The 15,244-nt window shown below is 66.0% G+C and carries 15 protein-coding genes; 10 read left to right on the top strand and 5 right to left on the bottom strand.

The annotated features are described in order from the left end of the window. Positions 1 to 252: hypothetical protein (locus tag JOZ79_RS05510; protein WP_294071726.1), on the bottom strand; the 252-nt coding region annotated here is incomplete at its 3' end. Positions 253 to 408: 156 nt separating this feature from the next. Between JOZ79_RS05510 and glmS the strand changes: the two genes are divergently transcribed. Then, positions 409 to 2,232: a glutamine--fructose-6-phosphate transaminase (isomerizing) gene (glmS, locus tag JOZ79_RS05505; RefSeq protein WP_294071725.1), complete on the top strand. Its 1,824-nt coding sequence runs from the start codon at positions 409 to 411 to the stop codon at positions 2,230 to 2,232. 33 nt (positions 2,233 to 2,265) lie between these two features. Here the strand turns inward: glmS and JOZ79_RS05500 are convergent, their stop codons facing one another. The 4 genes from JOZ79_RS05500 to paaG form a co-directional block, all read right to left on the bottom strand. Further along, entirely contained in the window at positions 2,266 to 2,694 is a 429-nt protein-coding gene (locus JOZ79_RS05500; RefSeq protein ID WP_294071724.1) for a CBS domain-containing protein, read from the bottom strand. A gap of 62 nt (positions 2,695 to 2,756) precedes the next feature. Next, the gene (paaZ, locus tag JOZ79_RS05495) at positions 2,757 to 4,778 is read right to left on the bottom strand and encodes a phenylacetic acid degradation bifunctional protein PaaZ (protein ID WP_294071723.1); all 2,022 of its coding nucleotides are present in this window, start codon (positions 4,776 to 4,778) and stop codon (positions 2,757 to 2,759) included. Positions 4,779 to 4,873: 95 nt separating this feature from the next. Next, the gene (locus tag JOZ79_RS05490; protein WP_294071722.1) at positions 4,874 to 5,029 is read right to left on the bottom strand and encodes a DUF3309 family protein; all 156 of its coding nucleotides are present in this window, start codon (positions 5,027 to 5,029) and stop codon (positions 4,874 to 4,876) included. Between the two features lie 61 nt (positions 5,030 to 5,090). Then, entirely contained in the window at positions 5,091 to 5,867 is a 777-nt protein-coding gene (gene paaG / locus JOZ79_RS05485; RefSeq protein ID WP_294071721.1) for a 2-(1,2-epoxy-1,2-dihydrophenyl)acetyl-CoA isomerase PaaG, read from the bottom strand. A 56-nt stretch (positions 5,868 to 5,923) separates the two neighbouring features. On the opposite strand from paaG, the gene paaA reads away from it, so the two are divergent. The 9 genes from paaA to JOZ79_RS05440 all read left to right on the top strand — a co-directional run. After that, complete coding sequence (gene paaA / locus JOZ79_RS05480; RefSeq protein WP_294071720.1) at positions 5,924 to 6,904, top strand: 1,2-phenylacetyl-CoA epoxidase subunit PaaA; 981 nt, start codon at positions 5,924 to 5,926, stop codon at positions 6,902 to 6,904. Next, positions 6,901 to 7,185, top strand: a complete 285-nt coding sequence (paaB, locus tag JOZ79_RS05475) for a 1,2-phenylacetyl-CoA epoxidase subunit PaaB (RefSeq protein ID WP_294071719.1) — start codon at positions 6,901 to 6,903, stop codon at positions 7,183 to 7,185. Before paaA ends, paaB begins: the two co-directional genes overlap by 4 nt. A gap of 98 nt (positions 7,186 to 7,283) precedes the next feature. Then, the gene (paaC, locus tag JOZ79_RS05470; RefSeq protein ID WP_294071718.1) at positions 7,284 to 8,012 is read left to right on the top strand and encodes a 1,2-phenylacetyl-CoA epoxidase subunit PaaC; all 729 of its coding nucleotides are present in this window, start codon (positions 7,284 to 7,286) and stop codon (positions 8,010 to 8,012) included. After that, positions 8,012 to 9,085, top strand: coding sequence for a 2Fe-2S iron-sulfur cluster-binding protein (locus tag JOZ79_RS05465; protein WP_294071716.1), 1,074 nt, complete (start codon positions 8,012 to 8,014; stop codon positions 9,083 to 9,085). Before paaC ends, JOZ79_RS05465 begins: the two co-directional genes overlap by 1 nt. Before the next feature lie 19 nt (positions 9,086 to 9,104). After that, the gene (locus JOZ79_RS05460; protein WP_294071714.1) at positions 9,105 to 10,301 is read left to right on the top strand and encodes an amino acid aminotransferase; all 1,197 of its coding nucleotides are present in this window, start codon (positions 9,105 to 9,107) and stop codon (positions 10,299 to 10,301) included. Between the two features lie 2 nt (positions 10,302 to 10,303). Further along, entirely contained in the window at positions 10,304 to 12,361 is a 2,058-nt protein-coding gene (locus JOZ79_RS05455) for a transketolase C-terminal domain-containing protein (RefSeq protein WP_294071712.1), read from the top strand. A 1-nt stretch (position 12,362) separates the two neighbouring features. Beyond that, entirely contained in the window at positions 12,363 to 13,562 is a 1,200-nt protein-coding gene (locus JOZ79_RS05450; RefSeq protein WP_294071709.1) for a dihydrolipoamide acetyltransferase family protein, read from the top strand. A 49-nt stretch (positions 13,563 to 13,611) separates the two neighbouring features. After that, positions 13,612 to 14,301 carry an SRPBCC family protein gene (locus tag JOZ79_RS05445; protein ID WP_294071706.1) on the top strand — a complete coding sequence of 230 codons (690 nt, stop codon included), beginning with the start codon at positions 13,612 to 13,614 and terminating at the stop codon, positions 14,299 to 14,301. Positions 14,302 to 14,310: 9 nt separating this feature from the next. Continuing rightward, the coding region (locus tag JOZ79_RS05440; protein WP_294071704.1) for a zinc-dependent alcohol dehydrogenase at positions 14,311 to 15,244 on the top strand (934 nt) is incomplete at its 3' end.

Genomic DNA, 15,244 nt, shown 5'->3' with positions numbered 1-15,244 from the left:
CAGCGCCTGGCCCTGTCGGATGGCGATTGCGCGCTTACCGGCGGACAGCTGGAGGTCGCGCGACAGAGTGGCCGCACTCTGCCAGCGAAGCGGAAACTCGAAGGCGCTGTCGCCCTTGGTCACGCGCTTCGAGCCCGCGGCCATAGGCGGCACCACCAGGAATCGGGTTGCCACTTCCGCGAGCCGGGTCTCAGCAGCCGTCTTTCCAGGGGTGGCGGCCAGCGTCACGGCGAGCGCCGCCGCGCCCAGCATTCTAGATTTCATGAACGATCATCCCTCGCTTGCTTCTGAGCCTAGCGTGGGCTGGACCGAAAGAAAGGCGGCGCGATCATCTGAAAGGCGACTGGTGCGATCTTGTCACGATGCTGTAGCGGTGACGGCGAAGCTTATTGAGGGATGCGTCGCTGAATGTGTGGAATTGTCGGAATCGTCGGTAACGAAGACGTTGCCCAGCGGCTGTTCGATGGCCTGAAGCGCCTTGAGTATCGCGGCTATGACTCGGCCGGGATCTGTACGATCCACGACGGCCGGCTGGTGCGACGCCGCGCGGAAGGCAAGCTCGACAATCTCGCGCGGGTGCTGGAGGCGGAGCCGCTGCGCGGGTCCACGGGCATTGCCCACACCCGCTGGGCGACGCACGGCGCTCCGACCGTCGGCAATGCGCACCCGCATATCGTCGGGCCAGTCGCGCTGGTTCACAATGGGATTATCGAGAATTTCAAGCCGCTGCGCGATGAATCGCTGGCGGAAGGGCGGACCTTCGAAAGCGAGACCGACACGGAGGTCGTGGGCCATCTGGTCGCGCGCGAGGTGGAACGTGGAGCGTCGCCTGAGGAGGCCGTGGCCGCTGTCCTCCCCCGGCTCCACGGCGCCTTTGCCATTGCTTTTCTCTTCCGCGACCACCCGGAGCTCATCATTGGCGCGCGGATGGGGGCGCCGCTGACGGTCGGCTATGGCGAGGGCGAGAATTACCTCGGCTCCGACGCGCTCGCCGTCGCACCCTGGACCCAGCGGATCGCCTATCTCGACGAGGGCGACTGGGCCGTGATCCGGCGTGACAGCATCACCATCTTCGATCGCGCCAACCGCCCGGCGGAGCGCGAGATCATCCAGTCGGGGGCGAAATCGGCGCCGGTCGAGAAGGGCAATTACCGGCACTACATGCAAAAGGAGATCTTCGAGCAGCCGATCGTCGTCGCGCAGACGCTGCAGACCTATGTGCGGTCGTTCGAAGGCAAGGTCGCGCTTCCGGTTGCCGATGCCGACCTCTCGTCCGTCAAGCGGCTGACCATCGTCGCTTGCGGGACGAGCTTCTACGCCGGGCTGGTCGCCAAATATTGGGTCGAGCAGTTCGCGCGCGTCCCCGTGGACATCGATGTCGCGTCCGAGTTCCGCTACCGCGAGCCGGTGCTCGAGCCTGGCGGGCTGGCGCTTTTCATCAGCCAGTCGGGCGAGACCGCGGATACGCTGGCCGCGCTCCGCCATGCGCGCAGCCAGGGGCAGCGGATCGCGGTTGTCGTGAACGTGCCGACCAGCTCGATGGCACGCGAGGCGGATCTCCTGCTTCCGACCCACGCCGGGCCCGAGATTGGGGTCGCTTCGACCAAGGCCTTCACCTGCCAGCTGGCAGTGCTTGCAGCGCTCGCGTCAAACCTTGCTCGGGCCAAAGGCCAGTTCGGCGAAACGGACGAGCAGGATATCGTCGGCCATCTTCAGGAAGCGCCGGCGGCACTCAATGCCGCCCTCAACCATGACCAGGATATCGCGGCGATGGCGCACCTCATCGCGCCTGCGCATGACGTGCTCTATCTCGGCCGGGGTCCGGATTATCCGATGGCGCTGGAAGGGGCTCTAAAACTCAAGGAAATCAGCTACATCCACGCTGAAGGCTATGCTGCGGGCGAGATGAAGCATGGCCCGATCGCGTTGATCGACGACAGGGTGCCGGTCATCGTCATTGCGCCGTCAGGCCCGCTGTTCGACAAGACCGTCAGCAACATGCAGGAGGTCCGCGCGCGCGGCGGCAAGATTGTCCTTATCAGCGACGCAGAAGGCATTGCCGAAGCGGGCGAGGGTTGCATGGCGACGATCGAGATGCCCCGAGTCCATCCGCTGATCGCACCCCTCGTCTATGCGGTCCCGGTGCAGTTGCTCGCCTATCACACCGCGGTGCTCAAGGGCACCGACGTCGACCAGCCGCGCAATCTCGCGAAGAGCGTCACTGTCGAGTGAACGCCTGGGAGGTCTGCGCCGCGAGCGTCTGTCTTACTGCTGGTGCCGGCCACCCGGCTGGCTGACGCCCTGGAGCGCCTGCTCGGCGGCGCCGCCGTCGCCGTTGCGGGTGAGGTCGCTGAGGCTGACGATGCCGCACAGCCGCTGCTGGTCATCGATCACGGGCAAACGACGAACCTGGGCCTGGCTCATCCTGACGGCGACTTCCCCGGTGTCGTCGTCAAGGCGCGCGGCGACGATGTCATTGGTCATCAGGTCGCGCACCGGCGTGTCCGGCCCATGGCCTTCGGCGACACCGCGGACAGCAATGTCGCGGTCAGTGATGATGCCCATCAGGCGGTCGCCGTCGGTGACCGGGATCGCGCCTGCGTCGGCGCTCAGCATGAAGCGCGCCGCCTCGCGGGCGGTCTGGTCAGGACGGACGGTTCGAACGTCGCTGGTCATGACGTCAGAGACTTTCATGGTCGCTCACCTTTGAAAAATCCGTTCGCAAAACGACCCGGTTGAGAGCACCGTTCCGGCCGTCAGGGCACGTTCTCGGTCAGGAGGTCGTAGGTCGCGACCAGCTCGTCCTTCTGGTTGAAGACCTCAACGGCCCAGCGGACCTGGCCAGTTTCCTCCGACTTGATCGACTTGGCGCGGACGGTCAGCTCCACCCGCATCGAATCGCTCGGGTAGAGCGGGGTCAGGAAGCGGAGGTTCTCGAGTCCGGTGTTGGCAAGAACAGGACCCGGATCGGGGTCGACGAAGAGCCCGGCGGCGAAGCTCAGGATCAGGTAGCCGTGGGCGACCCGGCCTTCGAAGATCGGCGAAGCCTTGGCGGCTTCCTGATCCATGTGGGCGTAGAAGGTGTCGCCAGTGAATTGGGCGAAATGCTCGATGTCGGCGATGGTGACCGTACGACTGGCGGTCTTCCACGTATCGCCGATTTGGAGCTCGCTCATCGTCAGGCGGAACGGGTGGACGTCGATGACGTGCTTGGGGCCGCCGGGGATATATTGCTCGGTAACCGCGGCGATCATTGCTGGCGTGGACTGAATGGCAGTGCGCTGCATGTAATGTTTGACTCCGCGTACTCCGCCCATCTCCTCGCTTCCGCCGGCGCGGCCGGGGCCGCCGTGGACCAGGACGGGAAGGGGAGAGCCGTGACCAGTGCTCTCGGCCGTGTTGTCGCGGTTCAGCACGAGCATCCGCCCGTGATAGGCGGCGGCGCCCTGGATGAAATCACGGGCCGCTTCGGGCGAATGGGTGAACATTGACAGCACCAGGCTGCCCCGCCCGCGGTTGGCGAGGGCGATCGCGTCGGCGATGTCGCGATAGGGCATGATCGTCGACACCGGCCCAAACGGCTCGCAGTCGTGGACCGCGTCGGTGCCCCACGGATCGTCGGCACGCAGCAGCACCGGCGGCAAGAAGGCGCCGCCTTCGATTGGCGGCTCGGCGTCCGGATTCCCGGCAACGATGCGCGCGCCGGCCGCTTCCAGTTCGCGGATCCGGGCGCGGACGTCGTCGCGCTGGCTGATGCTGACCAGCGCCCCCATGTGCGTGTCCTCGGCACGGGGGTCGCCGACCTTGGTGCGCGCGAGCCGCTCGGCCAGCGCCCGCTCGACCGCATCGAGATACTGCGCGGGCGCCATGGCGCGGCGGATGGCGGTGCATTTCTGGCCCGCCTTGACCGTCATCTCGGTCGCGACTTCCTTGATGAACAGGTCGAACTCCGGTGTTCCCGGCGCCGCATCGGGCCCGAGTAGCGAGGCGTTCAGGCTGTCCTGCTCTGCGACGAAGCGAACGGATTCGCGCATTACCGTCGGATGGGTCCGCAGCTTGAGCGCCGTATGCGCGGAGCCCGTGAAGCTGACGATGTCCTGGCCGGTGAGATGGTCGAACAGGTCGCCGACGCCGCCGACGATGAGCTGAATCGCGCCCGCCGGCAGGATGTTCGCCTCGATCATGATCCGGAACGCCGCCTCTGCAAGGTAGGCGGTTGCCGATGCCGGCTTTACTATGGCCGGAACGCCGGCGAGGATCGTCGGCGCCAGCTTCTCCAGCATCCCCCAGACGGGGAAGTTGAACGCGTTGATGTGCACCGCGGCGCCCTGAAGCGGCGTGTAGATGTGCTGGCCAACGAACGTGCCCTGCTTCGAGAGACCTTCAAGCTGGCCGTCGAGCAGCACGTGCGCGTCCGGTAGCTCGCGCCGACCCTTCGACGAAAAGGAGAAGAGTGTGCCGGCGCCGCCCTCGATGTCGATCCAGCCGTCCTTGCGGGTCGCGCCGGTGAAATAGTTGAGCTCGTACAGCTCCTCCTTGCGGGCCATGATCACCTGGCCCAGCGCCTTCAGCATCCGCGCGCGCTCGTGGAAGGTCAGCTGGCGCAATGCGGGTCCGCCGACCTCGCGGGCGTGGTTCAGCATCGCGCCGAAATCGATCCCACCGGAGCCCGTACGCGCAACCAGCGAGCCGTCGATGGCACTCGGGATGTCGCTGAGCGCGCTATCGCCCGCCGTCCAGCGATCGCGCTCGTAATTCAGAAGCTGTGAAGTTTTCATCCTGTCGATCCGTCATTGCGAGTGAAGAGCGGCAATCAGCCCGGGAGCTTCGCGTCGCTACGCTCCCCGCAATGACGGGTCGAGTGGGTGTGGTCTTAAATCCGCCCGAGAAGGAGGAGGATCACGACAACAACGAGGATCAGGCCGAGGATTCCGGACGGTCCATAACCCCAGTTCGCGCTGTGGCCCCAGCGCGGCAGAGCGCCGATCAGAAGCAGGATCACGAGGATGATCAGGATTGTGCCGAGCACGAACGCCTCCCTTGTTGTTATTGGGGTAGCGTAACGGTCCAGCGGCGGCGGAGTTGCACGCCTAACGGCCTGTGAAGGTCGGCGCGCGCTTTTCGAGGAATGCGGCCACGCCTTCGCGGAAGTCCTCGCTGAAGCCGAGGCGGCGCATCGCTCCGGCCTGGCGGTCGAGTTCCTCATCGAGACTGTACTGCCAGCTCGACCGGATCATCTCCTTCGTCGCCGCAAGCCCGAGCGGCGGCAACGACGCGAGCTTTGCCACGATCGCATCGACGTCGGCGTCGAGCGCGTCATCGTCGACTGCCTTCCAGATCAAGCCCCATTCCGCCGCGCGGTCGGCGGAAAGGGGCTCGCCAGTCAGCGCCAGGCCTAGTGCGCGCGCCTGGCCAATGAGTCGCGGCAACGCCCAGGTACCACCGCTGTCCGGTATGAGGCCGAGCGCCGAGAAGCTCTGGATGAACTTCGCCGACCGAGCGGCAATGACGATATCGCAGGCCAGAGCGACGTTTGCGCCGGCGCCGGCGGCGACTCCATTCACTCGGGCGATCACTGGCTGTGGCAGAGCGGCAAGAGCGCGGATCAGTGGGTTCCACTGCTGCTCGACCGTGGTGCCGAGGTCGACGGGTTCACCGGCGGGAGAGGCGCGGTCGTTGAGGTCCTGCCCCGCGCAGAAGCCGCGGCCCGCGCCTGTCAGCACAACGACCCGTGCCTCGCCGAGCTTGCCGAGCGCATCGCGCAGCTCAACGTGCATCTGCACCGTGAAACTGTTGAGCCGGTCCGGGCGGTTGAGCGTTATCCGTGCGACGGGGCCGGGCTGAAAGAGGATCGTCTCATAGGCCATGGGACCAGTTACGCGCCCGATTTGAACCGCGCTACGGCAAAGGCTACATCGCACCCATGTATACGACCGAGCTCCAGAAGACCGCGAAAGTCGAAAGCCTCGAGGACCCCAAGCTGCTCGAAGCGTTCGAGGCGCGCGTGGCGGCGGACGAGTTCATCGAGCCCAAGGACTGGATGCCCGAGGCCTATCGGCGGACGCTTACTCGCCAGGTCAGCCAGCATGCGCATAGCGAGATCGTCGGCATGCTGCCCGAGGGCAACTGGATTACTCGGGCGCCGTCGCTTCGACGCAAGGCGATCCTGCTCGCCAAGGTGCAGGACGAGGCAGGGCACGGGCTCTACCTCTATTGCGCGGCGGAGACGCTTGGGACCAGCCGCGAGCAGATGATCGAGGCGCTTCACTCGGGCAAAGCCAAGTACAGCACGATCTTCAATTATCCGACGCTGACCTGGGCCGACATCGGCGCGATCGGCTGGCTGGTCGACGGCGCGGCGATCATGAACCAGGTGCCGCTGCAGCGGACGAGCTACGGGCCCTATGCCCGCGCGATGGTTCGGGTGTGCAAGGAAGAGAGCTTCCACCAGCGGCAGGGTTACGAGATCATGATCGCGCTCGCTAACGGAACGGCCGATCAGAAGCGGATGGCGCAGGACGCGCTCAACCGCTGGTGGTGGCCAAGCCTGATGATGTTCGGGCCGCCCGACGCCGACAGCCCGAACACGGCGCAATCGATGCGCTGGCGGATCAAGCGCGAGACCAATGACGAGCTTCGGCAGAAGTTTGTCGACATCACCGTGCCGCAGGCCGATTTCCTGGGTCTGTCGGTCCCGGACGCCGACCTTAAGTGGAACGAGGGCAAGGGTGGCTATGACTTCGGCGCGGTCGACTGGGAAGAATTTTACGCAGTAGTTCGCGGTGAAGGACCCCTCGCCAAGGAGCGGATGAAGGCCCGCCGCGAAGCCTGGGACAACGGCGCCTGGGTTCGGGAAGCTGCCGCCGCGCATGAGGCCAAGCGCCAGGGTAGGGAGGCGGCGTGAGTGGCGATTGGCCGCTTTGGGAGGTCTTCGTCCGGAGCAAGGGCGGCCTTGCGCATCGCCACGTCGGCAGTGTTCATGCTCCTGATGCCGAGCTCGCGCTCGCCCATGCCCGCGACACCTATACTCGGCGAATGGAGGGGGTGAGCCTGTGGGTCGTGCCCTCGGCGGAGATCGTCGCGTCCGACCCTGACCACGCCGGCGAGCTGTTCGACCCAGCCGAAAGCAAGATTTACCGCCACCCGACCTTCTACGACATCCCGGACGAAGTGAAGCATATCTGATGGCGCCCTCGTTGCCGCCGATCAGGCCGGAAGACGAAGCGGCCGCTGCGAGACTGCGTTCGCATGGGGCGTTCGCGCCGAGGGGTGGCGATCCCCAATTGAGTGCGAAGCAGGCTCTTTGCCTGCGGCTTGGCGATGACGCGCTGATCCTCGGCCAACGGCTCGGCGAATGGTGTGGGCACGGGCCGGCGCTCGAGGTCGACATCAGCCTCGCCAATCTGGCGCTCGATCTCGTCGGGCAGGCGACGCTGCTGCTGAGCGAGGTTGGCGACGGCGATCGCCTTGCGTTCCACCGCGACGTCCTCGACTTCGAGAATTGCCTGCTGGTCGAGCAGCCCAATGGCGATTTCGCCCAGACCATCGCCCGGCATTTGCTCTATTCCACGTGGCAGAAAATGTTTCTGCAGGGACTGACCCGATCGGGCGACCAATTCCTGCGCGAGTTCGCCGCCAAGGCCGTCAAGGAAATCGCCTACCACCGGGACCTCGCCAGCGACTGGACTATCAGGCTCGGCGACGGCACGGAGGGGAGCGCTCGCCGGATGGCCGAGGGGCTGGATTGGTGCTGGCGCTTCGTGCCGGAACTGTTTGAAGTCGATGCGACGCTGAAGGCCGCGATCGATGCAGGCATTGCGCCGGACCCGAGCGAATTCGAGGATGAGTATCGGTCGGCGATTGCGGCGGTGTTGGCAGAAGCTCAACTGGCGGTTCCGGCTGACCAGCGACCGATTCTCGGCGGCCGGCGCGGGCATCACAGCGAGCATCTGGGGCACTTGCTGGCCGTGATGCAGTTCCTGCCGCGCACCTACCCTGACGCCGTCTGGTAATGGCCGAGCATTTCCACGCCCTGCGCGTCGCCGAGGTCATCGCCGAGACCGCCGACGCCAATTCGATCCGTCTGGAAATCCCTCCCGAGCTGCGCGATCGATTTGCCTTCAGGGCAGGCCAGCACCTCACCCTCCGCGCTGTCATCGACGGCGAGGACGTGCGGCGCAATTACTCGCTGTGCACTTCGCCGGCAGACGCCGACTGGATGGTCACGGTCAAGCGCATCGGCGGCGGCCTGTTCTCGAACTGGATCGGCGACCGGTTGAAGCCTGGCGACACGATCGAGGTGATGCCGCCGCACGGCTCGTTTACGACGCTGTTCGATCCGGGCCGAGCGCGCCATGCGGTGGGAATTGCCGGCGGGTCCGGAATAACGCCGGTGATCTCGCTGATCCGGTCGCTGCTCGCCGAGGAGCCGGCCAGCCGCTTCAGCTTGCTGTACGGCAATCGCGACAGCAGCTCGGTGATCTTCCTTGAGGCGCTCGCAGCCCTGAAGGACAAGTATATTGGGCGCTTCGAGCTCTACCATTTCCTCGACCAGGAAGACCAGGACATCGACCTCTTCAACGGCATGCTCAACCACGAGCGCTGCGCCGAGGCCATCGCTCACCTGGTGCCGAATGCGGCGGATGTGTCCGACTGGTTCATCTGCGGGCCGGGACCCATGATGGATGCCGCCGAGGGAGCGCTCCTCGATCGCAATATCCCGAGCGAACGCATCCACATCGAACGCTTCACCGCGGACCGGCCGCCGGAGGCTGTGACTCGGGAGATGGCCCAGCTCCAGGATCGGGCGCAAGGCCTGACGCTCGCAGTCACCCTTGACGGACGCACCCGCCGAGTGCCGTTCGCGGAGGGTAACATTCTCGACAGCGCCCGAGCCGCAGGGCTACCGGCACCATTCGCCTGCAAGGCCGGCGTCTGCGCGACCTGCCGGGCTCGCGTGACCAGCGGCAAGGTCGAAATGGCGGCCCGCTACGGCCTTACCGATGAGGAAGTCGCCGACGGCTATATCCTGACCTGCCAGTCAGTCCCGGTCGGAGACGGCGTGGCGGTGGATTACGACGCATGAGTGAGCTAATCGCGCTGCCATGCTGACCACTGCCGAGAGAGCCCGAGGGCTCGCCGATCTCCCACCCGTCCAGAGCGATTCGCTGCTGCAGCTCATCGCTTTGTGCAACGCCGATCCACGGCCCGACAAGATCGATGTCGGTGTCGGCGTCTGGCGCGACGGTGCCGGCAACACGCCAATCCTGAAGACCGTAAAAAAGGCCGAGCAGCGGCTCGTCGATACTCAGGAGACGAAGTCCTACCTGGGCGGCGCCGGGGACAAGCGTTTTGCCGAGCTGCTGCGCCCGATCCTGCTTGGGCAGCACGCGGCCGACCAGCGGATTGCCGGCCTGCAGACGCCAGGCGGCTGCGGCGCGCTGCGGCTGGGTTTCGAGTTGATTGCGGCGATCAACCCGGGCGCGCGCGTTCTCTATGGAGCGCCGACCTGGCCCAACCATCCGCCGATCATCCAGTCAGTCGGCCTGGAGGGCGTCGAATATCCCTATTACGAGCGCGGGCAGGGCGCGATCCGGTTCGAGGACATGATGAACGCGCTGGAAGGGGCCAGTCCGGGCGACGTCGCATTGGTCCACGGCTGCTGCCATAATCCCACGGGCGCCGACCTGGACGAGGATCAATGGCGTCAAATCGTGCGGGTGGTCAGCGAGCGTGGGCTGATCCCGTTCATTGACATCGCCTACCAGGGCTTCGGTCGCGGCCTCGACGAGGACGCGTTCGGCGTCCGGGCGATGCTCGACGCTTGCGACGAGGTGATCGTTGCGCAGAGCTGCGACAAGAATTTCAGCGTCTATCGCGACCGCGTCGGCTCGCTGTGGATCAAGACCGGCTCGGCGGAGACCACTGCGACCGCCGTCGCGCACGTATTCCAGATCGCCCGGCAGATGTGGTCCATGCCGCCGGACCATGGAGCGGCTGCGGTTCACATCATCCTCGAGGATCCCGAGCTCAAGAGCGAGTGGCTCGCCGAGGTCGCAACCATGCGCGACCGGATCAACGCCGTCCGGCAGCGGATCGCGGCCGCCGATCCGCGCCTGGCGTTCATCGGTCGCCAGTTCGGCATGTTTTCCATGCTGCCGCTGTCCAAGGATCAGGTGCTTAAGCTTCGCAGCGACAAGGCGATCTACATGGCCGACAGCGGCCGCTTCAATGTCGTCGGCCTCAGCGACGCGCAAATCGATCGATTTATCGCCGCCGTGGTCGAGGCGCTGGACGCCTGACCATGGCCGATCGCGATCCGGGCAAAGTCACGGCAAACGTGGATTGGCGCGAGGTCGCAAGGCTGGTGCTTACCAGCCGCGAGCTGGACCGGCTGGAGGAGCAGGAGCTCGTCCCGGCCAAGAAGGTGCTCTACCAATTCAGCGCCCGCGGCCACGACATGGCGCAGGTGCTGCTTGGGCTCCAGCTCAAGGACGGAGACGCCGCGTTCGGCTACTACCGGTCAAGGCCATTGCTGCTGGCGCTTGGGGTGCCGCTCGCCGACGCGCTCGGGTCCGGCATGGGCCTCAGTGGGGGCTATTCGAACGGCCGCGATATTGGGGTCGTCTTCAACTATCCGAACCCGGGCGGCGCCCATGCCATGCCGATGGCCGGCGGCGTCGGCGCGCAATACACGCCCGCGGTCGGCTGGGCCCAGGCAATCAAATACAAGCAGCATGTGCTCGACGAGGGGGCACTCGACAGTATCGCCGTGGTGCTCGGCGGTGACGCCAGCTGCGCGACAGGGGGATTTTGGTCCGCGTTAACCGTTGCCACGACGCAATCGTTGCCGCTGCTTATGTACGTTGAGGACAATGGCTACGGCATCTCGGTGCCCTCGACATACCAGACTCCGGGGCAGGACATCGCGGCCAATCTCGCAAGCTTCTCCGGCCTGACGATCTTCAACGGCGACGGCACCGATCCCGAGGAAGCGGCCCGTTTGGTCGACCATGCGGTCAGCCATGTCCGCAGGCACCAGAAGCCTGTGCTCCTGCGCCTGACCGTGCCGCGGCTGGAGGGGCATAGCGCCCAGGACACCCAGGCCTACAAGACGCAGGAGCAGATTGCGGCCGAATGGGCGCGGGACCCGCTGCCCAGGCTCAAGACCCATGTCGCGCAGGTGCAGATCGGCGATGAGCAGTGGGCCGACCTCGAACGCGAGGTGTCATGGCAGGTCGACGCTGCCCGGGCCGAGGCGGAGGCGCGGGGGGTCTCGTCTCCGGAGGAGGTCACCCGCAACATTTTCTACGAAGGCGAACTGCAGCAGGTCGGCGGTCTCTGGAACAGCGGCTACACACCGCCGGACTCCACGGACGAGCCTGCAGGCTCCGGCCAGCGCATCAACATGGTCACTGCCATCCGCCGAGTCCTCGACCAGGAGCTCGCGGCCAACAAACGCGTCGCGGTGTTCGGAGAGGACGTCGGACCCAAGGGCGGGGTTCATGCGGTGACGCTCGGCCTTCAGGAGAAGTTCGGCCACGAGCGGGTGTTCGATACCTCCCTCAATGAAGAAGGGATTGTCGGCCGGGCGGTCGGCATGGCGCTTGCCGGCCTGATGCCCGTGCCGGAAATCCAGTTCCGCAAATATGCCGAGCCGGCGACCGAGCAGATTCACGATTGCGGGACGATGCGCTGGCGCACGCATAACCGCTTCGCCGCGCCGATGGTGCTTCGCGTACCGGGCGGATTCTTCAAGTGCGGCGACCCGTGGCATTCGATGACCAACGAGGTCGAGTTCGTGCACAATCCCGGCTGGAAGGTCGCGGTACCGTCTAACGCCGAGGACGCGGTCGGGCTGTTGCGTGGAAGCCTGCGCGGCAACGATCCCGTGCTGTTCTTCGAACATCGCGCGATGCTCGACGACAGCTGGGCGCGGCGGCCGTGGCCGGGCGACGATTATGTCCTGCCGTTCGGCCGGGCGCGGAAGACGCGTGAGGGAGACAAGATCACCATCGTCACCTGGGGCGCGATGCTGCCGCGCTGCGAGGCGGCGGCCGAGGGCGTCAGCGCGGACGTCATCGACCTGCGAACGCTCCAACCCTGGGACCGTGAGATGGTGCTCGACAGCGTGCGCCGAACACGCCGCTGCCTGATCGTTCACGAGGATCTGCGCACCGGCGGGTTCGGTGCCGAGATTGCGGCGGTCGTTGCCGATGAGGCCTTCCTCGACCTCGACGCGCCGATCGCCCGCGTGACGATGCCGGACATTCCAAGCCCGCATCATCCGCGGCTGCTCGAAAGCGCGGTGCCGTCGGTCGAACGCATCCGCGCCGAGATCGAGCGGCTGGTGGGATTCTGAGTTGGTCGACGTCCGCGTTCCCGACGAGCAGGAAGGCACCAAGGCGGTCGTGCGCGCCTGGCTCAAGCAGGTTGGGGAGGAGGTTGCGGAGAATGATCCGCTGGTCGAGCTCGAGACCGACAAGGTGACGCAGGAAGTGCCTTCGCCGCGAGCAGGAGTCCTCGCGGAGATTGTTCTTCATACCGACGACGAGGCGTTGCCGGGTGCGTTGCTCGCGCGGATCGAAACCAGCAGTTCCCCGGCGCAGGCCGGGGCCCAGGCCGCTGCACCAGCAGCGGTTGCGCAGGTTGAAGCGGCTGATGCCGCTCCTGGGCCCCGGCCTGCGCCGGGAAACAGGGAAGGGCGCCTGAGCCCCTCGGTCCGCCGCGCCTGCCAACAGCATGGCATCGACGCGTCCCGCCTGGAGGGCACTGGCCGCAACGGGCGCGTCACTCGCGAGGACGTCGACCGCGCCGTAGCCCGTGCAACCACCGTCGGCGCAGGCCCGCCAGCCACGGCCCAGCCACGCCAGTTCTCGGCCCACGACATCCCGCACGACCGCATGCGCCGCACGATCGCCGAGAACATGGTCCGCGCGGTTGCCGAGGCTCCGCACGTCACCGCGCTGTTCGAAGCCGACTTCTCGGCGGTTGCGGCGCACAAGGCAGCGCAGGCGGCGAAGGGCGCGAAGCTCAGTTACACCGCCTACATCGTCAAGGCGGCGGCCGAGGCGATGGCGGTAGCACCCGCGATCAATGGCCGGTGGGAAGCCGACCGCATCGCAATCTCTTCGACCATCGACATTGGCGTCGGGACGGCGCTCGGCGAGAAGGGACTGGTCGTTCCCGTCGTCAAGGACGCCGGCTCGCTCAGCCTCGAGCAGATCGGCGCACGTCTCGACGATCTGACCCGCCGCGCCCGCGACGGCAAGCTCGACCGCGCCGACGTGTCCGGCGGCAGTTTCACCGTCTCCAACCACGGCGTGTCCGGTTCGCTGCTGGCCGCGCCGATCATCCTTCACCAGGGTCAGGCGGCGATCCTCGGCGTCGGCAAGCTTCAGAAGCGGGTCGTCGTTCGGGAAGTCGGCGGACAGGACGCGATCCTGATCCGTCCGATGGCTTATGTAACGCTGACCATCGATCACCGCGTCGTCGACGGCCACCAGACCAACGCGTGGCTCACGCGCTTCGTCGAAATCCTGGAAAACTGGCAACAACCGTAGGAACTTGAGCGCCGTTTCGGCCGCTTCACCCCCGCATACGGAGGTGAGTATGGCCGCGAACGACACGCAGGACAGGCAGAACAGCAATACCCAGCTGGCAATCATCGGCGCCGGCTTGGCCGCCGCGGCCGGGACTGCGGCCTTTCTTCTCGCCAGACGAACCGGCAGCGGAGGCGCTCCGGTCGAGGAAATCAGCGACGCCCCCGACCATGTCTGGCGGCGCGGGACCAGTCGCTATGACCAGAACGTGCTCGGTAACACCGTCACCGTCGGTCGTTCCGCGGAAGAGCTCTATCGTGAATGGCGCGACTTCACGAAATTCCCTGGCTTCATGGAGAATGTCGAGGCCGTCGAGACCCTTGGCGGTGACCGCTCGCGGTGGACCATCAAGGCCCCGGCCGGGGCGTCGGTCGAGCTCGTGACGACGGTAACGGAGGACCGGCCGAACCAGGCCATAGCCTGGACCAGCGATTCGGAGTCTCAGATCACGACCGAAGGGCGCGTCGAGTTCATACCGGCTGCGCCCGGTCGCGGGACCATGGTCCGCCTCATCATGCACTATGATCCGCCCGGCGGAATTCTCGGCAAGGGCATTGCCAAGCTGTTCCAGCGCGAACCCAAGATCCAGGCGCGCCGCGACCTCAAGCGGTTCAAGTCGCTGATGGAAACGGGTGAGGTCGCGACCAACGCCTCGCCGTCGGGCCGCAAGTCCGAAACCCCGACCGAAGCCCGGATCTAGGAGACACACATGCGCGCATTGACCTGGCACGGCCGGCACGACGTCCGCGTCGAGACCGTTCCCGACCCCGAGATCGTCAACCCCCGGGACGCGATCCTGCGAGTTACCTCGACCGCGATCTGCGGCTCCGACCTCCACCTATACGACGGCTATATCCCAACGCTCCGTGCCGGCGATGTGCTCGGCCACGAATTCATGGGCGAGGTTGTCGAGGTCGGCTCGAAGAGCAACCTCAAGAAGGGTCAGCGCGTCGTCGTTCCCTTCACGATCAGCTGCGGCGACTGCTTCTTCTGCAAGAAGCAGCAATATAGCGCCTGCGACAACAGCAACCCGGCTGAGACGATGGACGCCTCGCGGCTGCTGATGGGTCATCCGATGGGCGCGGCGTTCGGCTATGCGCACCTTACCGGCGGCTATGCCGGCGGGCAGGCCGAATATGTGCGCGTGCCTTATTCCGACGTCGGGCCGATCGTCGTTCCCGACCACCTCGACGACGATCAGGTGTTGTTCCTTTCGGACATTCTGCCGACCGGCTGGATGGGCGCGGAGAATGCCGAAATTGAGGAAGGCGACACGGTCGCCGTCTGGGGCTGCGGCCCGGTCGGCCTGTTCGCGATCCAGTCGGCGCTGATCATGGGCGCGCACCGGGTCATCGCCATTGACCATTACCCGCACCGGCTGCAGCTGGCGAAAGGCCTCGGTGCCGAAATCCTCGACTATCGCGAGGTCGACGTTCGCGAGGCGCTGGACGAGATGACCGGCGGCATCGGCCCGGACGCCTGCATCGATTGCGTCGGCATGGAGAGCCACGGCCTAACGGTCGACAACATCGTCGACACCGTGAAGGCGCACACCTTCCTCGGCACCGAGCGGCCCCACGCGCTGCGCCAGATGATCCTCGCCTGCCGTAAGGCCGGCCGAATTTCGATCCCCGGCGTCTATG

It is taken from the genome of Sphingomonas sp., assembly GCF_019242355.1.
Classification (GTDB): Bacteria; Pseudomonadota; Alphaproteobacteria; order Sphingomonadales; family Sphingomonadaceae; genus Sphingomicrobium.
This window is presented reverse-complemented; position numbering and strand designations above follow the sequence as displayed.

Excerpts from the sequence above, each read along its gene's own strand:
- paaZ (WP_294071723.1), bottom strand. The coding sequence starts at position 4,778 with ATGAAAACTTCACAGCTTCTGAATTACGAGCGCGATCGCTGGACGGCG.
- JOZ79_RS05445 (WP_294071706.1), top strand. The coding sequence starts at position 13,612 with ATGGCCGCGAACGACACGCAGGACAGGCAGAACAGCAATACCCAGCTG.
- JOZ79_RS05500 (WP_294071724.1), bottom strand. The coding sequence starts at position 2,694 with ATGAAAGTCTCTGACGTCATGACCAGCGACGTTCGAACCGTCCGTCCT.
- paaA (WP_294071720.1), top strand. The coding sequence starts at position 5,924 with ATGTATACGACCGAGCTCCAGAAGACCGCGAAAGTCGAAAGCCTCGAG.
- JOZ79_RS05460 (WP_294071714.1), top strand. The coding sequence starts at position 9,105 with ATGCTGACCACTGCCGAGAGAGCCCGAGGGCTCGCCGATCTCCCACCC.
- JOZ79_RS05465 (WP_294071716.1), top strand. The coding sequence starts at position 8,012 with ATGGCCGAGCATTTCCACGCCCTGCGCGTCGCCGAGGTCATCGCCGAG.
- paaG (WP_294071721.1), bottom strand. The coding sequence starts at position 5,867 with ATGGCCTATGAGACGATCCTCTTTCAGCCCGGCCCCGTCGCACGGATA.
- JOZ79_RS05455 (WP_294071712.1), top strand. The coding sequence starts at position 10,304 with ATGGCCGATCGCGATCCGGGCAAAGTCACGGCAAACGTGGATTGGCGC.
- glmS (WP_294071725.1), top strand. The coding sequence starts at position 409 with ATGTGTGGAATTGTCGGAATCGTCGGTAACGAAGACGTTGCCCAGCGG.